We start from the raw sequence: 20,370 nt of genomic DNA on the forward strand, positions 1-20,370 counted from the left end.
GGGCCTGTAGCTCAGTTGGTAGAGCAACGGACTTTTAATCTGTAGGTCCCGGGTTCGAGTCCCGGCAGGCTCACCAGGCTGTTCGATGGTTGGCTGGCACGCTCTTGGCCAGATGCGGATCCAACGTCTAAGCCGCGTTCCTCTTCGCCTTGGATCAGTTCATCCGCCGGCGATCTTTGCCTGACTAACGCTTGCCAGCGGCGAGCCGGCCCTCGGTTCAGGCCGGTGCGCTCGCCGCCACCTGCTGAAGCACGCGGTCGGCCAGTTCGGGACGGCAGATCAGCAGGTCGGGGAGATAGGTGTCAGCCTGATTGTAGACGAGCGGCGACCCGTCCACGCGGCTGGCGTGAAGCCCGGCGGCGAGCGCGACGGCTGCCGGTGCGCAATTGTCCCATTCATATTGCCCGCCGGTGTGCAGGTAGATGTCCGCGTCGCCGCGCAACACGGCCATCGCCTTTGCACCTGCCGAGCCCATCGGCACCAGTTCGGCACCCAGCGCCTCGGCAACCGCGATCGCCTCCTTGGCCGGTCGCGTACGGCTGACGAGCATCCGCAAGCGCGCCGGTGCGGCAGGAAGCGGCTGAGGCTGTGCCGAGCAGAGCGTGAGCGGGACGCCGGGCAGCGCGACCGCACCGATCGCCGGCACCCCATCGATCGCGAGTGCGATGTGAACCGCCCAGTCCGACCGTGCCTCGCCGTATTCGCGCGTGCCATCCAGCGGATCGACGATCCACACCCGGCTGGCGCTCAGGCGCGAGGCGTCGTCCTTCTCCTCTTCCGACAGCACGGCATCGTCCGGCCGATTGTGGCGAAGCGCCTCCATGATGAAGGCGTTCGCGGTCCGGTCTCCCGCCTTCCCCAAGGCCTTGCCTTCGAACAGGCCTGATCGCTGCAGCGTCATCAGCAGCTCCCCAGCCACGTCCGCGATGTGCCGCGCTAGTGCGGCGTCGTCCTCAAAGGCGCTCACGGGATCAGCCTTGCGACGATCAGGTCGGCCGCTTCCTCGGCGGACATGGCAGTGGTGTCGATGCGGATCTCGGGATCCAGCGGCGGCTCATAGGGGCTGTCGATCCCGGTGAAGTTCTTGAGCTCGCCGCTGCGCGCCTTGGCGTAGAGCCCCTTCACGTCGCGTGCCTCGGCATCCGCCAGCGGAGTGTCGATATGCACCTCCACGAACTCGCCCGGCGCCATCATCGCGCGTACCATCTCCCGCTCCGAGCGGAACGGCGAGATGAAGGCCGTTATGACGATCAGCCCGGCATCGGCCATCAGCTTCGCCACCTCGCCCACGCGGCGGATATTCTCCACCCGATCGGCATCGGTGAAGCCGAGATCCTTGTTGAGACCATGCCGCACATTGTCCCCGTCGAGTAGGAAGGTGTGGCGGTTCATCCGCGCCAGCTTCTTTTCGACGAGATTGGCGATGGTCGACTTGCCCGCGCCGGACAGACCCGTCAGCCACAGCACCGCCGGCTTCTGGTTCTTGAGCATCGCATGGCTCTCGCGCGTCACATCGGTCGCCTGCCAGTGGACGTTCTGCGCCCTCCGCAGCGAGAAGTGGATCATGCCCGCGGCCACAGTCGCGTTGGTGATCTTGTCGATCAGGATGAATCCGCCGAGCGTGCGATTGGCCTCGTACGGTTCGAACACCAGCGGGCGATCGGTCGAGAGGTTGGCGACGCCGATCGCGTTGAGTTCGAGCGTCTTGGCCGCAAGGTGCTCCATCGTGTTGACGTTGACCTGGTACTTCGGCGCCTGAACATTGGCCGTCACCGTCTGCGTCGCGGTCTTCAGCCAATAGGGCCTCCCCGGCAGCATCGGCTCGTCCGCCATCCAGACGATGGTGGTCTCGAACTGATCGGCGGCCTGAGGCGGATTGTCGGCTGCGGCGAGCACGTCGCCGCGCGAACAGTCGATCTCGTCGGCAAGCGTGATCGTCACCGACTGCCCTGCAATCCCCACGTCCAGATCACCACCCAAGGTGACGACGCGTGACACCGTCGAGGTCTTGCCCGAAGGCAGCACGCGCACGGCGTCACCCGGCTTCACCTCCCCCGTGGCGATCAGGCCGGAGAAGCCGCGAAAGTCGAGATTGGGGCGGTTCACCCATTGCACGGGCATCCGGAACGGGCGCGCCTGGTCCGAGACCTGGTCGAGCTCGACCGTCTCCAGATGCTCCATCAGCGCCGGCCCGTCGTACCAGGGTGTGTTGGCCGACCTGGTGGTGATGTTGTCGCCCTTGAAGCCGGAGATCGGCATCGGCACGAACGCCTTGATCCCGATGCTCTCGGCAAAGGTGCGGTAATCCGCGACGATCTCGTCGAAGCGCGCCTGATCATAGCCGACCAGATCCATCTTGTTCACCGCGAGCACGAGGTGACGGATACCGATCAGATGGGCGAGGTAGCTGTGGCGGCGGGTCTGCGTCAGCACGCCCTTGCGCGCGTCGATCAGGATCACGGCGAGGTCGGCCGTCGAGGCGCCCGTCACCATGTTCCGCGTATATTGCTCATGCCCTGGTGTATCGGCGACGATGAACTTGCGTTTCTCGGTTCCGAAGAAGCGATAGGCGACGTCGATGGTAATGCCCTGCTCACGCTCGGCGGCGAGGCCGTCGACCAGCAGCGCGAAGTCGATCTCCTGCCCCTGCGTGCCAACGCGCTTGCTGTCGCTCTCAAGCGCGGCCAGCTGATCCTCGAAGATCATCTTCGAATCGTAGAGCAGGCGGCCGATCAGCGTCGATTTGCCGTCGTCCACCGAACCGCAGGTGATGAAGCGCAGCAGCGTCTTGTGCTGGTGCAGGTCCAGATAGGCGTCGATATCCTCGGCGATCAGGCTCTCCACCTGATAGACGCTGTCGCTGCCGGGCGTAGCGGTCGTCGCCATCAGAAATACCCCTCCTGCTTCTTCTTCTCCATGCCCGCGCCGCCCGCGTCCTTGTCGATCGCGCGACCCTGCCGTTCGGAGGTGGTGGTGAGCAGCGTTTCCTGGATGACCTCGCTGAGCGTCGTCGCCTCGCTCTCGACCGCGCCGGTGAGCGGATAGCAGCCGAGCGTGCGGAAGCGGATCGACCTATCGACCGGCACCTCGCCGTCCTTCAGCGGAAAGCGCTCGTCATCGACCATCAGCAGCATGCCGTCCCGCTCCACCGTAGGTCGCGGCGCGGCGAAATAGAGCGGCACGATCGGCACGTCGTTCAGCTGGATGTACTGCCAGATGTCCAGCTCGGTCCAGTTACTGATCGGGAAGACACGGATCGATTCACCCTTGTTCTTCCGCGCATTGTAGAGGTTCCACAGCTCGGGCCGCTGGTTCTTGGGATCCCAGCGGTGGTTGGCGGATCGGAACGAGAACACGCGCTCCTTCGCGCGGCTCTTCTCCTCATCACGGCGCGCGCCACCGAACGCCGCGTCGAAGCCGTATTTATCGAGCGCCTGTTTGAGACCCTCCGTCTTCCACATGTCGGTATGCAGGGCGCCATGATCGAACGGGTTGATGCCGCGATCCTTGGCTTCCTGATTGTGATAGACCAGCAGCTCCATGCCGCTTTCGCGCGCCATGCGATCCCGCAGCTCGTACATCGCCTTGAACTTCCACGTCGTATCGACATGAAGCAGCGGGAAAGGCGGCGGCGAGGGATAGAAAGCCTTGCGCGCAAGATGCAGCATCACGGCCGAATCCTTGCCGACGGAATAGAGCATCACCGGCTTCTCGCACTCGGCGACGACCTCGCGCAGGATATGGATGCTCTCGGCCTCCAGCCGCTCCAGATGCGTGAGAATTTTCGGAACGCTTGCCACTGTCGGCATCCCTCCTTGGTATCGCGCTGCGTTTAGCCCGTTCATTCGCCCGCGCAGTCCCTATATGGGGACAGGATGGCATTGTCGCAGACCGATGAAACCGAACTGCTGGTGCCGCTTCATGCAGGTGTCACGGAGGAGCCGCGTTGGCAGACGTTCCTGCGGCGCATGCAGCGGCGTCTGCTGGCCGACCACGTCGCCATCATCATCGGGCTTGATGGCGTATCGATCCGAAGCGCCTCCATGTGGGTGGCGGGCAGAGACTATCGTTTCGAGGAGGAAAAGTTCGCCCGCCTCGCGACGCTCGATCCGACGCCCTTCCACCGCCTCCGGCCCGAACGCGTCTACACGATGGCCGAGTTCCTGCAGCCCGGCGACCACGAACATGATACATATCGGCGGGAGTATCTGGAGCCGCTTGCCGTCGGTCATGCCCGGCTGATGCGCGTAAAGGGGCCGCGGCGCAGCAATCTATGGTTTACCGCTGTACGCGGGGGCAGCGACTTCTCGGCGACCGACGGTGCGTTGATCTCCTCGCTCGCGCCGCATCTTGGCGTCGCGCTGCGCAGTCTGGCGCATATCGAGCAGCTCGTGCTTGCGAGCACGATGCAGGCGGACGTGCTCCGCCGTGCCGGCCTGGGATGGACCGTCCTCGACGCGCATTCGGAGGAGCTCGCGACGAGCGGCTCAGGACTGGAGGACCCCACGGCGTTCGCTTCCATGCGGATCGAGCCACCGGAGTGGCGACCAGCGACGATGCCGCCGCCGGCCGCGATGCAGTTGGTGAGCGATCCGCCGAGCGCGGGCACCGCGGCTGCAACGGCATTGTGCGAGAGCTATGAGCTTACGGCGCAGGAGGCCCGCCTGGCGCTTGCGCTCGCAGCGGGCCGTTCGGTGGTGGAAGCGGCGGAAGCACTGAGCCTCTCGCTCGAATCCGCCCGCACCTACTTGAAGCGCATCTTCGCCAAGACAGGCACGCATGGGCAGGTCGATCTGGTTCGCCTGATCCTCACCGGTCCAGAACGGCTCGCCTGACGGAGCAACCTACTCTCGACCACTTAGCGCCACTCAGCGGCTAGCCGATACCGGCCGCTCATTCGTGTGGATGGGCGACTGCCTCGGCGACTCCAGCCAACGCGTCGGGGCCGTCGCGCGGCGTCTGCGTTGGCATCTTCTTGGACAGCCCGAGCAGGCTGCGCAGCAACACGCCGGCGCGGCAGGCGCCGTCACCGGGTATGGAGCACCAGCCGGTCCACTTGGTCGCGAACAGCGCCAGAACACGCCGCGCTGCGCAATCCTCCCGCCACTCGTCCTCGGCGATCTGGGCTGCATCCTGGTGCCCGGACGGGACTATGACGCGACACGCTCCTGCATGAAGCGGCGGACTACTTCTAGGGTCCGGACTCACAACCACCAGATGACGGTGGCGGCGAGGGCGATGGCGCCCATGAAGTTCTTGATGTTGCGATCGAAGCGGGTGGCGAGCCGCCTCCAGTCCTTGAGGCGGCAGAACATGCGCTCGATGACGTTGCGCTGTTTGTAGATGGTGCGGTCGTAGTCGTACTGGACCTTGCGGTTGCAGCGCGGCGGGATGACGGCCTGGGTGCCGCGCTGGTCGAGCCACTCGCGCAACTCCTGACTGTCATAGCCCTTGTCGGCGACGAGTTCGACGGATGGGGGCAGCGCCGCGATGCAGGTCTTGGCGACCTTGCAGTCGTGGACGTTGCCGGGCGTCAGCAGGAGGACGTGAGGGCGGCCCTTGGCGTCGCAGACGGCATGGACCTTGGTGTTCCGGCCGCCTTTGGTGCGGCCGATACCATGGGCCAAGGCCCCCCTTTTCCACCGCCTGCGCAGCGGTGGACCTTGATGCAGCTGCTATCGATGAACAGCCGGTCCGGCGCGTCGTCGGCGCCTGCCAGCGCGCTGAAAATCCCCTCCCAGATGCCGCGCTCGGACCAGCGCACGAAGCGATTGTAGAGCGTCTTCTTTGGCCCGTACACGTCCGAGCAGTCCACCCAGCGACCGCCGCAGCGGAGCGCATGCACGATCCCGCTCAGCACCCGGCGATCATCCACACGTGCCTTGCCGCGAACGTCCGTCGGCAGCAGTGGTGCGATCCGCTCCCACTGCGCATCGGAAAACCAGAAGAAATCAGCCATTCCACCGCCTCCACACCAACGCAGTGAATCACGATCCAAGCGGTAGCAAAAGCCGTTATTGGGTCCGGACCCTAGAAGAACGGCGCGTTGAGGCTGTGGGCCATGATCTTGTCGCGGACCAGCGCGGCAAAGTGCTCCGCGCTCTGCAGCGCTTCGATTTCGGCCCGCGTAACGACGAGCAGATTGACCTTGCGACCGCGCGCGCTCTGGATTGCCGCATGCGCTCGGGTATTGCGCCCGCCGCTGCCGGTGATTCCCTGGGCAGCGACCAGAAATGCCCAGCTGACCTGGACATCCTCGAGCTTCGCGATGAAGTTGCGCACCCCCGCGGCGTCGATGCGATGGCCGGTGTTCTTGCACTCGACCACGATCGCAGGCTCGGCGAATGGAAACGGGCTCAGGCGGATGTCGTTATGGAAGCACACATCGAATTCCGCGCTTCCATCATCGGTGAGATGCCGGCTCTTCCAGTGCGAGAAGCCAGGTAACCCGCCGAAAAGCGACTTGACCAACTCCTCCAGTATCGCGCCGCGCTCGTTCGCGCTGCCGGACGCATCGGATTGCGCCCAAGCCTGTGCGATCTCGGCGATATAGGCGGGATCCGGACTCAACGGTCTATCCCGCCGAATGCGCGAGCAGGTTTCGCGCGCGCACCATTTCGCGGACGAGCTGCTCCGCCGCCAGCAAGTCCTCGAGCTGCGTGAGACCGACGCGAAACGTCATCGGGCTGAGACGAAGGAGCGACAACGGCTGCTGGTCGACATCCTCGACGAGCATCACCGCGCCCACGCCGCTCTCCAACGCATATTTCTCCAGCTGATCGAGCCGGCGCTTGCCCGTGCCGCGGCGAGCCGCCTCCTGGCCGACCAACTCGACGACCAACGGGTTCGGTATGACCTGGCGCGCGTCGCGCAGCCAGAGCGCGAAGTCGGGCCGAAACCGCCGGCCGGCTCCGAGCTGCGGTTCGAGATGCACGGCTTCGATCTCGATAGCCTGCTCGAAGGCGGCGAGTAGCCGCCCCTCGAGCTGACTTTCGGGATGCGACGGACGGCTCGAGCGTGTCTTGCCATGCTCAGAAGCGACTTTCAGCGATCCGGCGGCGGGGCGGGAACGGTCGTTCTGGACTCCGTCGAGAAAGGCCCCGACATGAAGGCGCAACGCCGCAGTGTCGGCGAGCGTCGCGCGAACACGCGGCAGCCCGATCAGCAACCGGTCGGGCACCAGCCCGTCGCTGATGGCAGCATCCTCCGCGATCAACAGCACAGGCCGGCCATGCCCCAGCGCCACCCCCATTTCGACGAGCGTGTTCGGACTGTCCTCATCGGTGAGAACGACGAGGACGGCGTCCGCTCCCGCGATGAGCGCGATCGTCGTGTCGAGGAAAGCGGCCGTCCCGCGCTCCACGCTTTCGAGGTTCAGGACGCGCCAGCCCGTGTCGCGCACGACACGCGTTAACGGATCGAGCTTGGTCCCGGTTGGCGCGATGATGAAGCAAGCGGGCAGAAGGCAGTTCCTCTAGCGTCGAAGCAAATGGTCGGGCGCACTATGGCAGCGCCGGGCGGATCAGACTTTCCAAACTATCTTACGCCGTGCAGATGGGATGTCATCTGTGGTTGTCTGGGCCAACCGGCGGTCACCGGCATGCGCCAGCAACAGGTTCACCCCGACCGCGGTCCGGTTTTATCATTCGAGGCATGGAATAGTAGTGACCCAGGGGTGAGGAACTCTCGTTACCCTCCTCGGTCGCCAGACTGCCACTTAAGTAGCGATGACCGAAATAGCGCAATGCCGAACAAGCGCAAAGGAGCTATAGGAAGGTCGGTCACCAGACGGCCATACCCCTGACGCCCCCGCACATTGTCGAGGCAGGTGCATAGGCATAGCTGGGTGGCGAAAGGACATGATGATGACCAAGCAGCCGACCAATGTCGTCAGCTTCCCGGCCGCCGCGCCGGCGAAAGCCGAAGCCTCCCACGTACGGATCTGGAGCAAGCCGGTGGTCGCGCTCGGCTATACGGCGCTCCCCTCCGTGATGATCCAGGCGCAGCGGCGCCTCGGCATCACGCCGCTCCAGTTCAACATCCTCGCCCAGCTGCTGGACTATTGGCGCGAGCCTAGCCGCGCGCCGTTTCCGTCGAAGGCGGAGCTTGCCGAGCGGATCGGCGTCAAGCCCAAGACCATCCAGACCAACATCCGTGCGCTGGAGAAGGCGCAGCTCGTCACGCGCGAGATGCGCAAGACTGCGGCGGGCGACTGGAACTCCAACGTCTACCACCTCGACGGCCTGGTCGCGCGCATCAAGGCGCTGGTGCCGGAGTTCGAAGCGGCCAGGGAAGAGCGGAACAAGGCCAAGGCGGCGCAGAAGCGGGCGCAGACGCCAAAGGGCCAAAGGCAGCAGCCCTAGAAACGTGTTACCCCGGCCGCATGCCAAGCAGAGGCGGAACCGGGGTGTCCGAGGGTGGAGATAACAGAGACCCTACCCTTTTTCAAGTCCCTAGGATCGCTGATGCCCAGTCCTGACGATATCGAGGCGGCTCTCTCGCTCGAACGCTTTGGCCGCTACGTCGCCTGGACCGGCGGCGACCGCCGAGCCGCCGTCGAGTTGTATAGCCTCAACGCGCGTGTTTCGGAAGCGCTCTACATACCTATCCACGGGCTCGAGGTTGCGCTGCGCAACCGCATCCACACGGTCATGACCGAGGCGAATGGCGAGCGCTGGTTCGACACGGACGGACTGCTCCTCGCGCCGCACCAGAAGGACCAGCTCACCACCGCCGTCGCCGAAATCGAGGAAGCCGGCAAGGAAGCGACCGCCGGGCGCATCGTCGCGGCGCTCACCTTCAGTTTCTGGACCGCGATGCTGAGCCCCGCCTACGAGACCCTGTGGCGCGCAACGCTCAATCGCATCGCCGAAACCGAGGAGTGCAAGCGACTACCGCGCAAGAGCTTCTCCCGGCCGCTCACCCAGATCCGCCTGCTGCGCAACCGCACCGCGCATCATGAGCCGATCCTCCACTGGAACTTGCCCAAGCATCACGGCAATATCCTCCAGCTGACCCGCTGGCTGTCTCCGGCCGTCCACCATTGGGTCGCCTCGATCGACCGCTTCGATGCCGTGCTCGCTGAGGGCTATACGCTGGCAGTCGATGGCGAGCCCGACCGGGATTAAACCAGGCAGGGGCAACGCATCGTGACACGCGGCGAAGAGATACTGGCAGCCTTCTCGGACGCGCTCGCCGCGCTCGATGCGCTGCGCCTCGAACATTATGAAGATGCCGACATCCGCCTGATCGTTGAACGGCTGGGCTCGCGCGTCGAGCGCTTCTTCAAGACCGCCGTCTTCCCGGACGCCGCCGCCACCGACACCTTCGACACCCTGATCAACCGGCTGAAGGCGATCGGCATCGACAAGACGGTCCGCCGCCAGCTGCATGCGCTGCGCGAGCTCTACAATGACGCCAAGCACAATCCGGCGGCGATCGCCAGGCTAAAGCCCTCCGTCGACACGATCGCTGCATCGCGCACCGCCGTCGAGACGCTGATTGGCGCCGGGCTCGGCGCGACCTCGGCGCCGGTCGAAAAGGTCATCAGCCGCCTGCTTTGGGTCTCGGCCTATGATGTCTATGTGGGCGGCGTCACTGAAGTCTATGTGAGCCTGCCGCTGCCCGAGGATATCTTCGCCACCCATCTCGACCTCGTCTGGATCAAGGGGCTGGAGTGGGACGCCATGAAGGCCGAACTGCTCGCGACCGACTGCTTCCATTATGGCAAGGAGCATTTCGATCCCGAGGTCTACGCGCGCTTCGGCCAAGAGCAGGATTTCCTCAACGCCGGCGTCTGGGACGGCGACTATCGGCAGCTCATCCGGATCATCTCGAAATATGAAGATCGTCCGACGGCGGGGCGCCTCATCCCCGACCTGCGCCGCGATCATATGTCGATTGCCGTGCTCTCGGCCATCGCTCTCGCCGGCGTGGACATCGCCACCGCGGCCACCGCCTCCCTGAGCCTGGACGAGCTCAAGGCAGCGATCCTCAAGCGCGCCGACGCAGTCTACGCGATGCCCGATGAACGCAGCTGGGTCCAAGCGACGGCGGCGGGCCTGGCCGAGCTGATCGTCCAGCTCCCCTTTGTCACGTGGTCCCAACTAAACGGGCCTTTTTGGAATCTCTGGAACCCGAAACCGCTCACTGCTGCGCTCTCCCCGGTTGATGCGAAGAAGATCCGGTACGTCATCGACGATGCGAGCCGCGTCGTCATCGTCTGACGCGGGGGGCCGTCAGCGATCGCGCGAGCGGTCGAACTTCGTCTCGACTTCGCCATTGCGCGTGCGGATGCCGATCGACTTCGGCGCGGGCTCGCCGAAATGCTCCTTGATGAATTGGAGCGGGGGCTTCTGCCTGGAGAACACGAACTGCTGCGCGTTTTGAAGCGCAATGCGATTCATCCTCGCCGCGCCCCGGTTGTTCGCACGCATGATCAGGCACCGCCTGGAATGGCTGTCGGGAACGGGCATCACCTCGATCGCCATCTTGGGCGTGAGCGGCGCATGGATGTCGAATGGCACCGGGCCGGACCGCCAGGGCTCTTCGACGCTGATGCCGGCATCGCTAAACAGCAGCTCGTTGGTGCCATCGATCAGCAGCAGTCCGAGATGCGCACGCGCGATCTGATCGCGATAGATTTCGAACACCTGCAGCATGTTGTCGAGCGCGACCGTCTTGATCGCGGCGTCACGCGGGAGCGCTGCCGGCAGGGGCGTGCCCTCCCTGTCGTGGAAGGCGACGAGCTTTGCGAGGTAGCGCGGGCTGCGCACCAGCAGGGCCGCAAGGTAGCGGTCGATGGCGTCGCGGTGCTCGGCCGAGAGGATCATCTCTTCGACCTTCGTCGGCACGATGAAGCCAAGCTCACGCAGCTCCTGTTCCTTGTCGCTTCGTCGCGCAGGGAGCGGCGAAACCTTGATCCCCTCCATCGTGGCGAGCCGTTCGAGCGCTTTTACAAACGGCGTCTCGATCTGCTGGCCGAACCAGTGCTCGATCGTGAGGTCCTTCTCGCCGGCCAGTTCGTAGCGCGTGTAGAGCTCGCCTTCGACGCCGATCTTCGACGGCGGTGCCCGGAACGTATTCCCGTCCGCCCGGGTCACGTTGATGAGCCCGTCCGCGTCAGTCCAATGACCCGATTGAAGCTGGGGCCACCAATGGTGGCGCTTAGGTTTCGTCACTGGCGATTCCGGTTCTATTGATCGTCACGAATACCAGAAAGACGGGGTCGGCACCTCGGCGGCTTAGTGCCCGACCCGCTCTAATTCGTATCGCTGCCACTCGCGGTCACGAGCCGCACACCACCGTTCCTGATCTAGATATACCTGTCCGCTTGCAGGCAATCGTTCGAATGCACTCAACGACCCGAATTGGGTGCGAAGCAGCCATTCAGACGCGGCCCGCTGAACGGCCCGCTTGGACGCCTTGCCGCCGCATGGTTTCGATGAACGAACGTCCGCTTCTTTCATCCGGCGCCTGAAAGCAGACCAGCGGCTTCCCACCCAAAATCAGCCATCTTGAGATCACCAGCCGTAAATCTCAAAGAGGCTTCCTTGCTCGCTGATGCAAGATGATTCTTCGGCCCCTTGCTGGCGTGAATGAGAACCGGTGCGTACCGTTCATCGTCAATGATTTCCGCACTTCTCGAAGGCGCTTCGCCACACGTTGGCTGCCTCGGGACGTTCTCGTCACGCGCTCGGCGCGGAACCGGGCACATGGTTGCGCCATCGCGGAGAAAGCAGCGGATCTCGGTGTCGATGTCCGAGAGCTTGCGGGCGACAAACTCACTCTGGACCTGAGCGAAGATCCGCGGCGCGCCTTCGCGAAAGCGAGGTTGACCGTGGCCGTCGTTGTGGCACCGCCTTCAGAACGGCGGCTGCAGCCGATCGCACCTAGCGCCGACTGGCGGGTCGGTCTGGCGGAGGGCTGCCTGCCCATCGCAGCTACTGCTATCTGGTCGGATTGCTGAAGGGAGTGCCGATCACGCGGCTGTACGCCAACCTTGAGGAGATCCTAAGGGCATGGCGGCTATCTGGCCAAGGTTCGGTTACTACATACCGCCCCATCGATTCGCTTGGGCGGGCTCCCTAGGAGCATGGTCGTCCTTCAAAGAACCGAATCGCGATCGTCAAGCAGAATCTGAGCCAATCTAAAGTCCTTGTGCTCAAAGGCACCATTTCGACGTTGAACTTCGATCGCGGAACAACTCTTCGAAACAATATTCAGGTCGTCCGCACGGTGGTGAGCTGCCGTTTCCTCCTACCTTAAGGCGGGATCGATATGAATCTTCCTCATCGTGATATTTGGGCATTCTAGCGTGAAATAGATCGAAACATCAACGAACCATCCGTAAAGCTAAGCCTCACAGATATGCAATGTAATTCGGGCATGTTTATAGAACGACACCCGAGTCTATACCAACGCAACTAAGTTTACGACGCTCAAACCACCCTCTCGAAAGCTATTTTACAAGTTCACGGCCACACGCATCAGCTTCGTAAATCTCGCTGCCTCGGCCGCCAAGGGCAGTGCTTGCTCGGTTCAGAATATTATTACTCAGTTCAAAACCCCATTATGTAGTTCTAAACTATATTTGTAATATGCAGAGGGTGCAGCGCCTGCCAAATCCTCACTCCACCGTGACGGACTTCGCCAGGTTGCGCGGTTGATCCACATCCGTGCCCTTCAGCACGGCGGCATGGTAGGCGAGCAGTTGCACCGGCACCGCGTAGACGAGTGGCGCGATCAGCGGGTGGACCTTGGGCATGGTAATGGTGGCGATGCACCCCTCGCCCGCCGTCTGGATGCCGTCATAGTCGGAGATCAGGATCACCCGGCCGCCCCGCGCGCGGACCTCCTGCATGTTCGACACCGTCTTATCGAAGAGCGGGCCTGACGGCGCGATGACGATGACGGGGACGAGGTCGTCGATCAGCGCGATCGGCCCGTGCTTCATCTCGCCCGCCGCATAGCCCTCGGCATGGATGTAGCTGATTTCCTTCAGCTTCAACGCACCTTCCAGCGCTAGCGGATAGTCCGTACCCCGCCCCATGTAGAGCACGTCGCGGGCACCGGCGACGGTATGCGCCATCTCCGCGATGGTCTCGTCATAGGCGAGTGCCGCGTTCAGCGAGGCGGGCGCTTCGGCGAGGTGGCGGACGATCTCCTTCTCCTCGGCGGCCGACAAGCGCCCTTTAGCCCGCGCGAGGTTGGCGGCGAGCGCGGCCAGCACACCCAATTGGCAGACGAAAGCCTTGGTGGAGGCGACGCCGATCTCCGGCCCGGCGTGGGTGGGCAGCAGCAGGTCCGCCTCCCGCGCCATCGAGCTGGTCGGCACGTTGACCACCACGGCGATTTTCTGCCTCTCGGCGCGGGCATGGCGGAGGGCGGCGAGCGTGTCGGCGGTCTCGCCCGACTGGCTGATGAAGAGGGCAAGGCCGCCCTCCTCCATCACCGGCTGACGATAGCGGAACTCGGATGCCACATCGAGATCGACGGGCACGCGGGCGAACTGTTCGAACCAGTATTTCGCGACCATGCCCGCGTAGAAGCTGGTCCCGCAAGCGACGATGGTGACGCGCCTCACAGCCCCAAGATCGAAATCGGGGATCGGCAGGGTGACGCGATCCTCCATCCGCTGCAGGTACGAACGCAGCGTCTGCGCGACGACGATCGGCTGCTCGTAGATCTCCTTCAGCATGAAATGGGCGTGGTTGCCCTTGGAGACCACCTCGCTCTGCGCGCCGGACAGGACAATCGGCCGCTCGACCGGCCGGTTGTCACGGTCGAAGATCTCGATCGTCTCGCGCGTGATCGCCGCCCAGTCGCCCTCTTCCAGATAGGCGATGCGCTGGGTCAGCGGGGCGAGCGCATGGGCGTCGGAGCCGAGATAGTTCTCCCCCTCGCCATAGCCGACCGTCAGCGGCGCGCCGAGGCGGGCGGCGATCAGCAGATCGGGCTCGTTGCGGAACAACGCCGCCAGCGCGAAGGCACCGTGCAGCCGCGGCAGCACCGTCGCGACGGCAGCACGCGGATCGGCCCCGCGCTCCAGCTCCCGCGCGACGAGATGAGCGACGACCTCGGTGTCCGTCTCGCTCAGGAACGTCCGGCCGTCGGCGATAAGCTCCTCGCGCAGCGGCTTGAAGTTCTCGATGATGCCGTTGTGGACGATCGACACGTCGCCGACGATGTGCGGATGCGCATTGTCCTCGGTCGGTCCGCCATGCGTCGCCCAGCGGGTATGCGCGATGCCGGTCGCTCCGGCCAACGGCTCCGCCGCCAGCCGCTCACCCAGGTTCGCCAGCTTCCCCGCCGCCCGCCGCCGCTCGATCGCGCCGTCATGGATCGTCGCGATGCCCGCCGAGTCATAGCCGCGATATTCGAGCCGCTTCAGCCCCTCGAAGAGCCGCGTGGCCACCTCACCGCGCCCGAGAATACCAACAATACCGCACATGATGAGCTGTCCGAACTAGAGCGTATAGGGAACGCGGACGCCCGGCATATCCGTCGGGAAATCGCGCGTGTTGCGGGTGACGAGGGTACGGCCGTTCAGCTGCGCCGAGGACAGGATGATAGCATCCGATGACTTTAGACGGGGCCTCTCCCGCCGCAACTGCGCTGCGCGCTCGGCGGTGTCGCCGTCGATTTCGTCAATCCCGAACGGTTCCAAGAACCGCATCGTCTCGCCGATTAAATCCTCCTCGCCTTTCGAAAGGACTTCCATCCACACCATGCGGCTGATCCACAGTTCCGCTCCGCATCCAGCCAGATATCGCAACTCGTCATGTGCGAGGGGATAGCCAAGCAGTGCGTCGATGAGGATGTTCGCATCCAAGCTGTATCCACTCACTCGCCACCGCTTGCGTCTGGGTCGGTCCGGCCCTTCGTCAGGGCGATGTAATGCGCGCGCGCGCGATCATCATCCTCGGTGAAACACTCCGGCGATTCTGCGCGAACCTCGTCGTAATGCGCGTCCCAGGGCCGCGTCCATTCGGCCCGGCGACGACGATCATCTTCATGACGATCTGCGGTCGATCCTTGTCGTGCCCACAGGCCAAAGCCCTGCTCCAGCCCTTCCAGCCGGTTTGCCGGCGACTGCGCCTTGTAGGTGGCCACCGCCTCACGCAGCACTGAGGCGCGGGAACGGCCCAATTCGGCAGCGCGCTGATCCAGCCAGCGAAGATCGTCGTTAGGCAGGTCGGCAAGAATGCGGGTCATCGGACGTACTGATATCATAGTCCGATATCATTATGCAACCTCTCTGTCGAAAAGGCCATCACGAAGGAACGCGAACGCCTGACGCAACACCCGAGCGTCATAGACCATCAGAGTATGCGTCACCGGCATGACGATGTGGTCGGCCATTCCCTTCAGCCTGGTGGAGGCGACCGTCACCTTCCCGTCGCTCGGCCCGGCAAGAGGTAGCGAGGGAGGATCGGTGCCAGCGCCCGGTCGCCTGCGATGACGCCGAGTTCGAAATCAACGGGTCCATAGGATCTACCCGCAACCTCATCGCGCATCGTGCGCAGATGTCCAGCCGTTCGGCGCGAGGACAATCCGGTCGAGCTTCAGGCGGATCAGCAGGTCGGCGAGTTCGCTTCCGCTGTTGGGCGGGCCGAGCATCACAACACGGCCGAGGCGTTCGCGCGGGATCACCCCCGCCACGATCAGCGCGCGGGCGACGAGGCCACCAAGCGAGTGCGTCACGACGTGCATCGGGCCGGGCACCTTGGCCAGATGGGCAGCGATGCGTGGGCTAAGGCTGGCGACGATCGCCGCCATGTCGCGGCGGTACGGGTAGTTGGGCGACAAAGGCGCGAGGCCCGCCGTCCGGCCTCTCGTCGCGAAGCGGATCAGCGATGCGCCAAGGCGGCCATGGCCGTGGAGCAGCAGGAGCGAGCCCTTGCATCCGCCCGCACTCACCTCGCCTTCGACGCCCGCATCTTCTCCCGGAACCGCGCCGCCCAGCCCGGGCGCTCCTCTTGCCGTCCCCGCGCGACCGCCAGCGCATCGGCGGGCACGTCGCGAGTGATGACGGAGCCGGCCGCGGTGATCGCGCCGTCGCCGACCTTCACCGGCGCGACCAGCGCCGTGTTGGACCCGATGAACGCGCCCTCGCCGACCTCGGTCAGGGACTTGTTGAAGCCGTCGTAATTGCAGGTGATCGTGCCCGCGCCGATATTGCTGCCGGCACCGATCGTGGCATCCCCGATATAGGTCAGGTGGTTGGCCTTTGCGCCCTTGCCGAGCCGCGCCTTCTTCACCTCGACGAAATTGCCGACATGGACGCCCTCGCCCAGCTCCGCGCCGGGCCGCAGCCGCGCATAGGGGCCGACGATTGCCCCCGTCGCGACCGTCGCGCCCTCGATATGGCAGAAGGCGTGAATGGTCACATCGTCGGCGATCGCAGCGCCCGGTCCGAAGACGACGTTCTGGCCGATCGTCACGTCGCGGCCGATGATGGTGTCATGCGCGAACCAGACTGTCTCGGGCGCGAGCAGGGTTGCGCCTGCCGCCATCGCCTCGGCCCGACGCCGCGCCTGCCACGCGGCCTCGAGGGCGGCGAGTTCGGCGCGGCTGTTGATCCCGGCGACCTCGGCCGCTTCGGTCTCGATCACCACGCAGGCGCGCCCCTCCGCCGCGGCCAAAGTGACCACATCAGGCAGATAATATTCGCCCGCCGCATTGGCATTGCCGATGCGAGCGAGCAGCGGCCAGAGGTCGGCGGCGCGCGCGGCGATCAGGCCGGAGTTGCAAAGGGTTACCGCCCGCTCCTCGGCCGTCGCATCACGGAACTCGACCATCTCCGCGATGCGCCCGTCAGTATCGGCGATGATCCGACCGTAAGCGAGCGGGTCGGCGGGGCGGAAGCCGAGCACCACGGCGACAGGCGCGTCTTCGGCATGAAGCCGGTCGAGCATCCGCGCCACCGTCTCCGCCTTCACCAGCGGCGTATCGCCATAGAGCACGACCACGTCGCCCTCGAAGCCGGCAAGAGCATCCTCCGCCATGCGGACGGCGTGCGCGGTGCCGAGCTGCTCGCTCTGCACGGCGATCTTCGCGCGCCCGGCGACCGCCGCCTCTACCTGATCCCTGCCCGCGCCGACGACGACCACCTTCTCGGCGGGCGCCAGGGCGTCGACCGCATCCATCAGGTGCAGCAGCATCGGCTTGCCCGCGATCCGGTGCAGCACCTTGTGCCGTGCCGACCTCATCCGCGTGCCCATGCCGGCGGCGAGGATGATGGCGGCGAAGGGCGCTGGGCTGGTCATGGCCGCGCGTCTGCCATGTTCCGCTTGCCACCGCCACAGCCTTCGCGCCAAGGGCGGCCATGGCCGATTTCCCTTTCGATACCGTCGTCTTCGATCTCGACGGCACGCTCGCCGATACCGCGCCCGACCTCACCGCCGCGCTCAACCACAGCCTCAACCAACTCGGCCGTCCCTCCATCCCCCCGAAGTCCGTGCGGCATATGGTGGGCCACGGCGCCCGCGCGCTGCTGCAGAAGGGGCTGGCGGCAACGGGCGAGGTCAGCGAGACCCTGATCGAGCAGGGCTTCCCCCTCTTCATCGACTACTACACCGCCCATATCGCCGACGGCACGGTCCCGTTCCCCGGCGTCGCGGCAGCGCTGGACGATCTCGCCGCACGCGGCGTCCGCCTCGCGGTCTGTACCAACAAGCTGGAGGGCCTGTCGCGCGAGTTGATCGCGGCGCTCGGCTGGACCGATCGCTTCACGGCGCTCATCGGCGGCGACACCCTGCCCGTCCGCAAACCCGATCCCGCGCCCTTGTTCGCCGCGATCGCCCGGGCCGGCGGCGGACGCGCGGCCTTCGTCGGCGATTCCATTACGGACACCGACACCGCCCGCGCCGCCAAGATCCCCTGCGTGGCGCTCACCTTCGGCTTCCACGACCGCCCGCCCGAGGAACTCGGTGCCGACGCATTGATCGACCATTGGGACGAATTGATCCCCGCTCTTCGGCAACTCGGCAACAAATAGCGACGTAATTCTGCAACTTCCCCGTCATATCCGGCGGCGATAAGGTCCGGCCATGCAGTCTTCGCGCGTGGCGATCACCTTCGCCATCCTGATCCTGATCGCGGCCGGCGCCGCTCTGGCGATCGGCCATCCCGGCTTCGCCATCACCATCGCCGTGGCGAGTGCTGCGGGTGCTTTCGCGGTGTGGATGTCACTGCCGCCCGATGGCCAGAACCTGGTCGAGACCAGCGGCGAGACCGAGGCGACGCTCCCTTTGCCCGCCGTCGTAACGCTGACGGACGACGCGGCGATCATCCTCGACGGCAACCGCATCGCCCATGCCAATGCGGCGGCGCTCGCCCTGTTCGGCCCGCATATCGAGGATGAGGACTACCGCCTCGCCATCCGCCATCCCGCCGTCACCGATTACCTGGCGACGGAGACGACAGAGCCGCTGGACGTGATCGGCATCGGCGGCAGCGACCGACGCTTCCTGCTCCACGCACTCACCATTGCGCCCGGATACCGGATGCTGCGCCTCGCCGATCGCACGCAGGCGCATGTCACCGATCAGATGCGCACCGACTTCGTCGCCAATGCCAGCCACGAACTGCGCACCCCGCTCGCCACCATCCTCGGCTTCATCGAGACGCTGCAGGACGCAAATCGGCCCGAGGAGGCGGCGGTGCGCGCCCGCTTCCTCGGCATCATGCTGGGCGAGGCGCGGCGGATGCGGCAGCTGGTCGACGACCTTCTCTCCCTCTCCCGCGTCGAGGCCGACCGGTTCAGCCCCTTGCGTGAGCCGCTGGCCGTCGGCCCGATCGCCGAGGAGGTCGCGGCGACCATCGCCACGGCCGAGGCGCTGCCGCCCAAGCGTCTGACGGTGAACGCCGCCCCCAACCTTCCGCCCGTCGCGGGGGATCGTGCACAGATCAGCCAGCTCCTGCACAACCTGATCAGCAACGCGCTGAAATACGGCCGCGCCGACACGCCCATCCGCATCGATCTGGCGCGAGAGGCCAACGAGTTGCGGCTGGACGTCATCGACCAAGGCGACGGCATCCCGCCGGAGCATCTTCCCCGGCTGACCGAACGCTTCTACCGCGTCGATCCGGGCCGCAGCCGTGCGGGCGGCGGCACCGGCCTCGGCCTCGCCATCGTCAAGCACATCGTGGAGCGACATCGCGGCCGGCTGGAGATCGACAGCACGGTGGGCGTCGGCACGCGTTTCCGCATCCGCCTCCCTGCCCTCTCGGAACCGCTGTCATCGTAGTGTAACACAACCGTCACAGAGCCGACCTGCCCCAACCCTAACCGGGTCGCGATTTCGGAGACGGACATGCGTAAAGCCATCGCCACACTCATCCTCGCCTCGTCGGCGCTCGCCGCCTGCGGCCAGGGCGGCGGATCGGGCGCGGGCGGCGGTTCACGTGACCAGATCCGCGCCGTCGGCTCCTCCACCGTCTATCCCTTCACGACCGCCGTGGCCGAGCAGTTCGCCCGCAAGAACGCCAGCTTCAAGGCGCCGATCGTCGAATCCACCGGCACCGGTGCCGGCATGAAGCTGTTCTGCGGCGGCATCGGCGCGGCCTATCCCGACATCGAGAACGCGTCGCGCCGCATCAAGGCGTCCGAGGTGGCGGATTGCGCCAAGAACGGCGTGAAGGACATCGTCGAGATTCAGGTCGGCATCGACGGCATCGCCTTTGCCGAGAGCAAGTCGGGCGCCAAGATGCAGCTGACCCCGGCGCTGATCTACAAGGCGATCGCGGCCGAGCCCTATGGCAAGCCGCAGACCGCCAAGACCTGGAAGGACGTCGATCCCTCCCTTCCCGCTACCGCGATCCAGGTCTACGGCCCGCCACCGACCAGCGGCACGCGCGATGCGCTGGCCGAGCTGATCCTCGACAAGGGCTGCAACGCCGACCCCGCGACCAAGGCGCTGAAGGCGACCGACGAGGACAAGCACAAGGCGATCTGCACCAAGATCCGTGAGGACGGTGCTTATGTGGAATCGGGCGAGAACGACAATCTGATCGTCCAGAAACTCTCCGCGAACCCGGATGCGATCGGCGTCTTCGGCTACAGCTTCCTCGAGGAGAACGCCGACAAGGTCGTCGGCGTGCCGCTCTCCGGCGTGACGCCGACCTACGCCACGATCTCCGATTTCTCTTATCCCGGCGCGCGCCCGCTCTACATCTATGTGAAGAGCGCGCATTTGAGGGCGATCCCCGGTCTCAAGGAGTTCGTCGCCGAATATGCGGCCGCCTGGAACCCGGAAGGCTATCTCGCGCGCCGCGGCCTGATCGCCGCGCCGGAAGATGTCCGCGCCAAGAACCTCGACATCGCGACCAAGCTGACGCCGCTCGACACGGCCAGCGTCAAGTAAC

General features: G+C 65.1%; 20 protein-coding genes and 1 tRNA gene. 8 read left to right on the forward strand and 13 right to left on the reverse strand.

Going from position 1 to position 20,370, the window contains the following annotated elements; translation table 11 throughout:
* Window positions 1-76, forward strand: a tRNA-Lys gene (locus ACM608_RS11360).
* A 141-nt stretch (window positions 77-217) separates the two neighbouring features.
* Here the strand turns inward: ACM608_RS11360 and ACM608_RS11365 are convergent.
* From ACM608_RS11365 to cysD, 3 genes are all read right to left on the reverse strand, one after another.
* Window positions 218-901, reverse strand: a complete 684-nt coding sequence (locus ACM608_RS11365) for a 3'(2'),5'-bisphosphate nucleotidase CysQ (protein ID WP_419685181.1) — start codon at window positions 899-901, stop codon at window positions 218-220.
* A gap of 62 nt (window positions 902-963) precedes the next feature.
* Entirely contained in the window at window positions 964-2,886 is a 1,923-nt protein-coding gene (gene cysN / locus ACM608_RS11370) for a sulfate adenylyltransferase subunit CysN (protein ID WP_419683332.1), read from the reverse strand.
* Window positions 2,886-3,809 carry a sulfate adenylyltransferase subunit CysD gene (cysD, locus tag ACM608_RS11375; protein ID WP_419683333.1) on the reverse strand — a complete coding sequence of 308 codons (924 nt, stop codon included), beginning with the start codon at window positions 3,807-3,809 and terminating at the stop codon, window positions 2,886-2,888. The genes cysN and cysD overlap by 1 nt, the downstream gene beginning before the upstream one ends.
* Window positions 3,810-3,875: 66 nt before the next feature.
* Between cysD and ACM608_RS11380 the strand changes: the two genes are divergently transcribed.
* On the forward strand, window positions 3,876-4,835 hold the full coding sequence (locus ACM608_RS11380; protein ID WP_419683334.1) for a helix-turn-helix transcriptional regulator: 960 nt from the start codon (window positions 3,876-3,878) through the stop codon (window positions 4,833-4,835).
* 58 nt (window positions 4,836-4,893) lie between these two features.
* On the opposite strand, the gene ACM608_RS11385 is transcribed toward ACM608_RS11380, so the two are convergent.
* From ACM608_RS11385 to ACM608_RS11400, 4 genes are all read right to left on the reverse strand, one after another.
* Window positions 4,894-5,214 carry a hypothetical protein gene (locus ACM608_RS11385; protein WP_419683335.1) on the reverse strand — a complete coding sequence of 107 codons (321 nt, stop codon included), beginning with the start codon at window positions 5,212-5,214 and terminating at the stop codon, window positions 4,894-4,896.
* A protein-coding gene (locus ACM608_RS11390; RefSeq protein WP_419681115.1) for an IS5 family transposase occupies window positions 5,205-5,959 on the reverse strand; the annotation gives its coding sequence in 2 pieces (ribosomal slippage) (window positions 5,205-5,615 and window positions 5,618-5,959; 753 coding nt in all). The genes ACM608_RS11385 and ACM608_RS11390 overlap by 10 nt, the downstream gene beginning before the upstream one ends.
* Before the next feature lie 71 nt (window positions 5,960-6,030).
* Window positions 6,031-6,570 carry a hypothetical protein gene (locus ACM608_RS11395; protein ID WP_419683336.1) on the reverse strand — a complete coding sequence of 180 codons (540 nt, stop codon included), beginning with the start codon at window positions 6,568-6,570 and terminating at the stop codon, window positions 6,031-6,033.
* Window positions 6,571-6,574: 4 nt separating this feature from the next.
* Window positions 6,575-7,402 (reverse strand): hypothetical protein, encoded by an 828-nt coding sequence (locus ACM608_RS11400; protein WP_419683337.1) that lies wholly within the window; start codon window positions 7,400-7,402, stop codon window positions 6,575-6,577.
* Window positions 7,403-7,865: 463 nt separating this feature from the next.
* On the opposite strand from ACM608_RS11400, the gene ACM608_RS11405 reads away from it, so the two are divergent.
* The 3 genes from ACM608_RS11405 to ACM608_RS11415 all read left to right on the forward strand — a co-directional run bounded on the left by ACM608_RS11405 (window position 7,866) and on the right by ACM608_RS11415 (window position 10,226).
* A complete protein-coding gene (locus tag ACM608_RS11405) occupies window positions 7,866-8,363 on the forward strand; it encodes a helix-turn-helix domain-containing protein (RefSeq protein ID WP_419683338.1) in 498 nt (165 codons plus the stop codon).
* 102 nt (window positions 8,364-8,465) lie between these two features.
* The gene (locus ACM608_RS11410) at window positions 8,466-9,128 is read left to right on the forward strand and encodes a hypothetical protein (protein ID WP_419683339.1); all 663 of its coding nucleotides are present in this window, start codon (window positions 8,466-8,468) and stop codon (window positions 9,126-9,128) included.
* A 21-nt stretch (window positions 9,129-9,149) separates the two neighbouring features.
* Window positions 9,150-10,226, forward strand: a complete 1,077-nt coding sequence (locus ACM608_RS11415) for a hypothetical protein (RefSeq protein ID WP_419683340.1) — start codon at window positions 9,150-9,152, stop codon at window positions 10,224-10,226.
* Window positions 10,227-10,238: 12 nt separating this feature from the next.
* Here ACM608_RS11415 and ACM608_RS11420 read toward each other — a convergent pair whose 3' ends face one another.
* From ACM608_RS11420 to glmU, 6 genes are all read right to left on the reverse strand, one after another.
* Entirely contained in the window at window positions 10,239-11,180 is a 942-nt protein-coding gene (locus ACM608_RS11420) for a DUF4238 domain-containing protein (protein ID WP_419683341.1), read from the reverse strand.
* Window positions 11,181-12,628: 1,448 nt separating this feature from the next.
* Complete coding sequence (glmS, locus tag ACM608_RS11425; RefSeq protein ID WP_419683342.1) at window positions 12,629-14,452, reverse strand: glutamine--fructose-6-phosphate transaminase (isomerizing); 1,824 nt, start codon at window positions 14,450-14,452, stop codon at window positions 12,629-12,631.
* A 15-nt stretch (window positions 14,453-14,467) separates the two neighbouring features.
* Window positions 14,468-14,833, reverse strand: coding sequence for a PIN domain-containing protein (locus tag ACM608_RS11430; RefSeq protein WP_419683343.1), 366 nt, complete (start codon window positions 14,831-14,833; stop codon window positions 14,468-14,470).
* 11 nt (window positions 14,834-14,844) lie between these two features.
* Window positions 14,845-15,216, reverse strand: coding sequence for a ribbon-helix-helix protein, CopG family (locus ACM608_RS11435; RefSeq protein ID WP_419683344.1), 372 nt, complete (start codon window positions 15,214-15,216; stop codon window positions 14,845-14,847).
* Window positions 15,217-15,507: 291 nt separating this feature from the next.
* Window positions 15,508-15,921: an esterase/lipase family protein gene (locus ACM608_RS11440; RefSeq protein WP_419683345.1), complete on the reverse strand. Its 414-nt coding sequence runs from the start codon at window positions 15,919-15,921 to the stop codon at window positions 15,508-15,510.
* Entirely contained in the window at window positions 15,918-17,270 is a 1,353-nt protein-coding gene (glmU, locus tag ACM608_RS11445; protein ID WP_419683346.1) for a bifunctional UDP-N-acetylglucosamine diphosphorylase/glucosamine-1-phosphate N-acetyltransferase GlmU, read from the reverse strand. Before glmU ends, ACM608_RS11440 begins: the two co-directional genes overlap by 4 nt.
* 59 nt (window positions 17,271-17,329) lie before the next feature.
* On the opposite strand from glmU, the gene gph reads away from it, so the two are divergent.
* From gph to ACM608_RS11460, 3 genes are all read left to right on the forward strand, one after another.
* Complete coding sequence (gph, locus tag ACM608_RS11450) at window positions 17,330-18,001, forward strand: phosphoglycolate phosphatase (protein ID WP_419683347.1); 672 nt, start codon at window positions 17,330-17,332, stop codon at window positions 17,999-18,001.
* Window positions 18,002-18,053: 52 nt separating this feature from the next.
* The gene (locus ACM608_RS11455) at window positions 18,054-19,253 is read left to right on the forward strand and encodes an ATP-binding protein (protein ID WP_419683348.1); all 1,200 of its coding nucleotides are present in this window, start codon (window positions 18,054-18,056) and stop codon (window positions 19,251-19,253) included.
* 66 nt (window positions 19,254-19,319) lie between these two features.
* Entirely contained in the window at window positions 19,320-20,369 is a 1,050-nt protein-coding gene (locus tag ACM608_RS11460; RefSeq protein WP_419683349.1) for a substrate-binding domain-containing protein, read from the forward strand.
* The last annotated feature ends 1 nt before the right edge of the window (window position 20,370 follow it).

The sequence above is a fragment of the Sphingomonas sp. ID0503 genome, assembly GCF_048565625.1.
In the GTDB taxonomy this organism is placed as follows: domain Bacteria; phylum Pseudomonadota; class Alphaproteobacteria; order Sphingomonadales; family Sphingomonadaceae; genus JBLZUR01.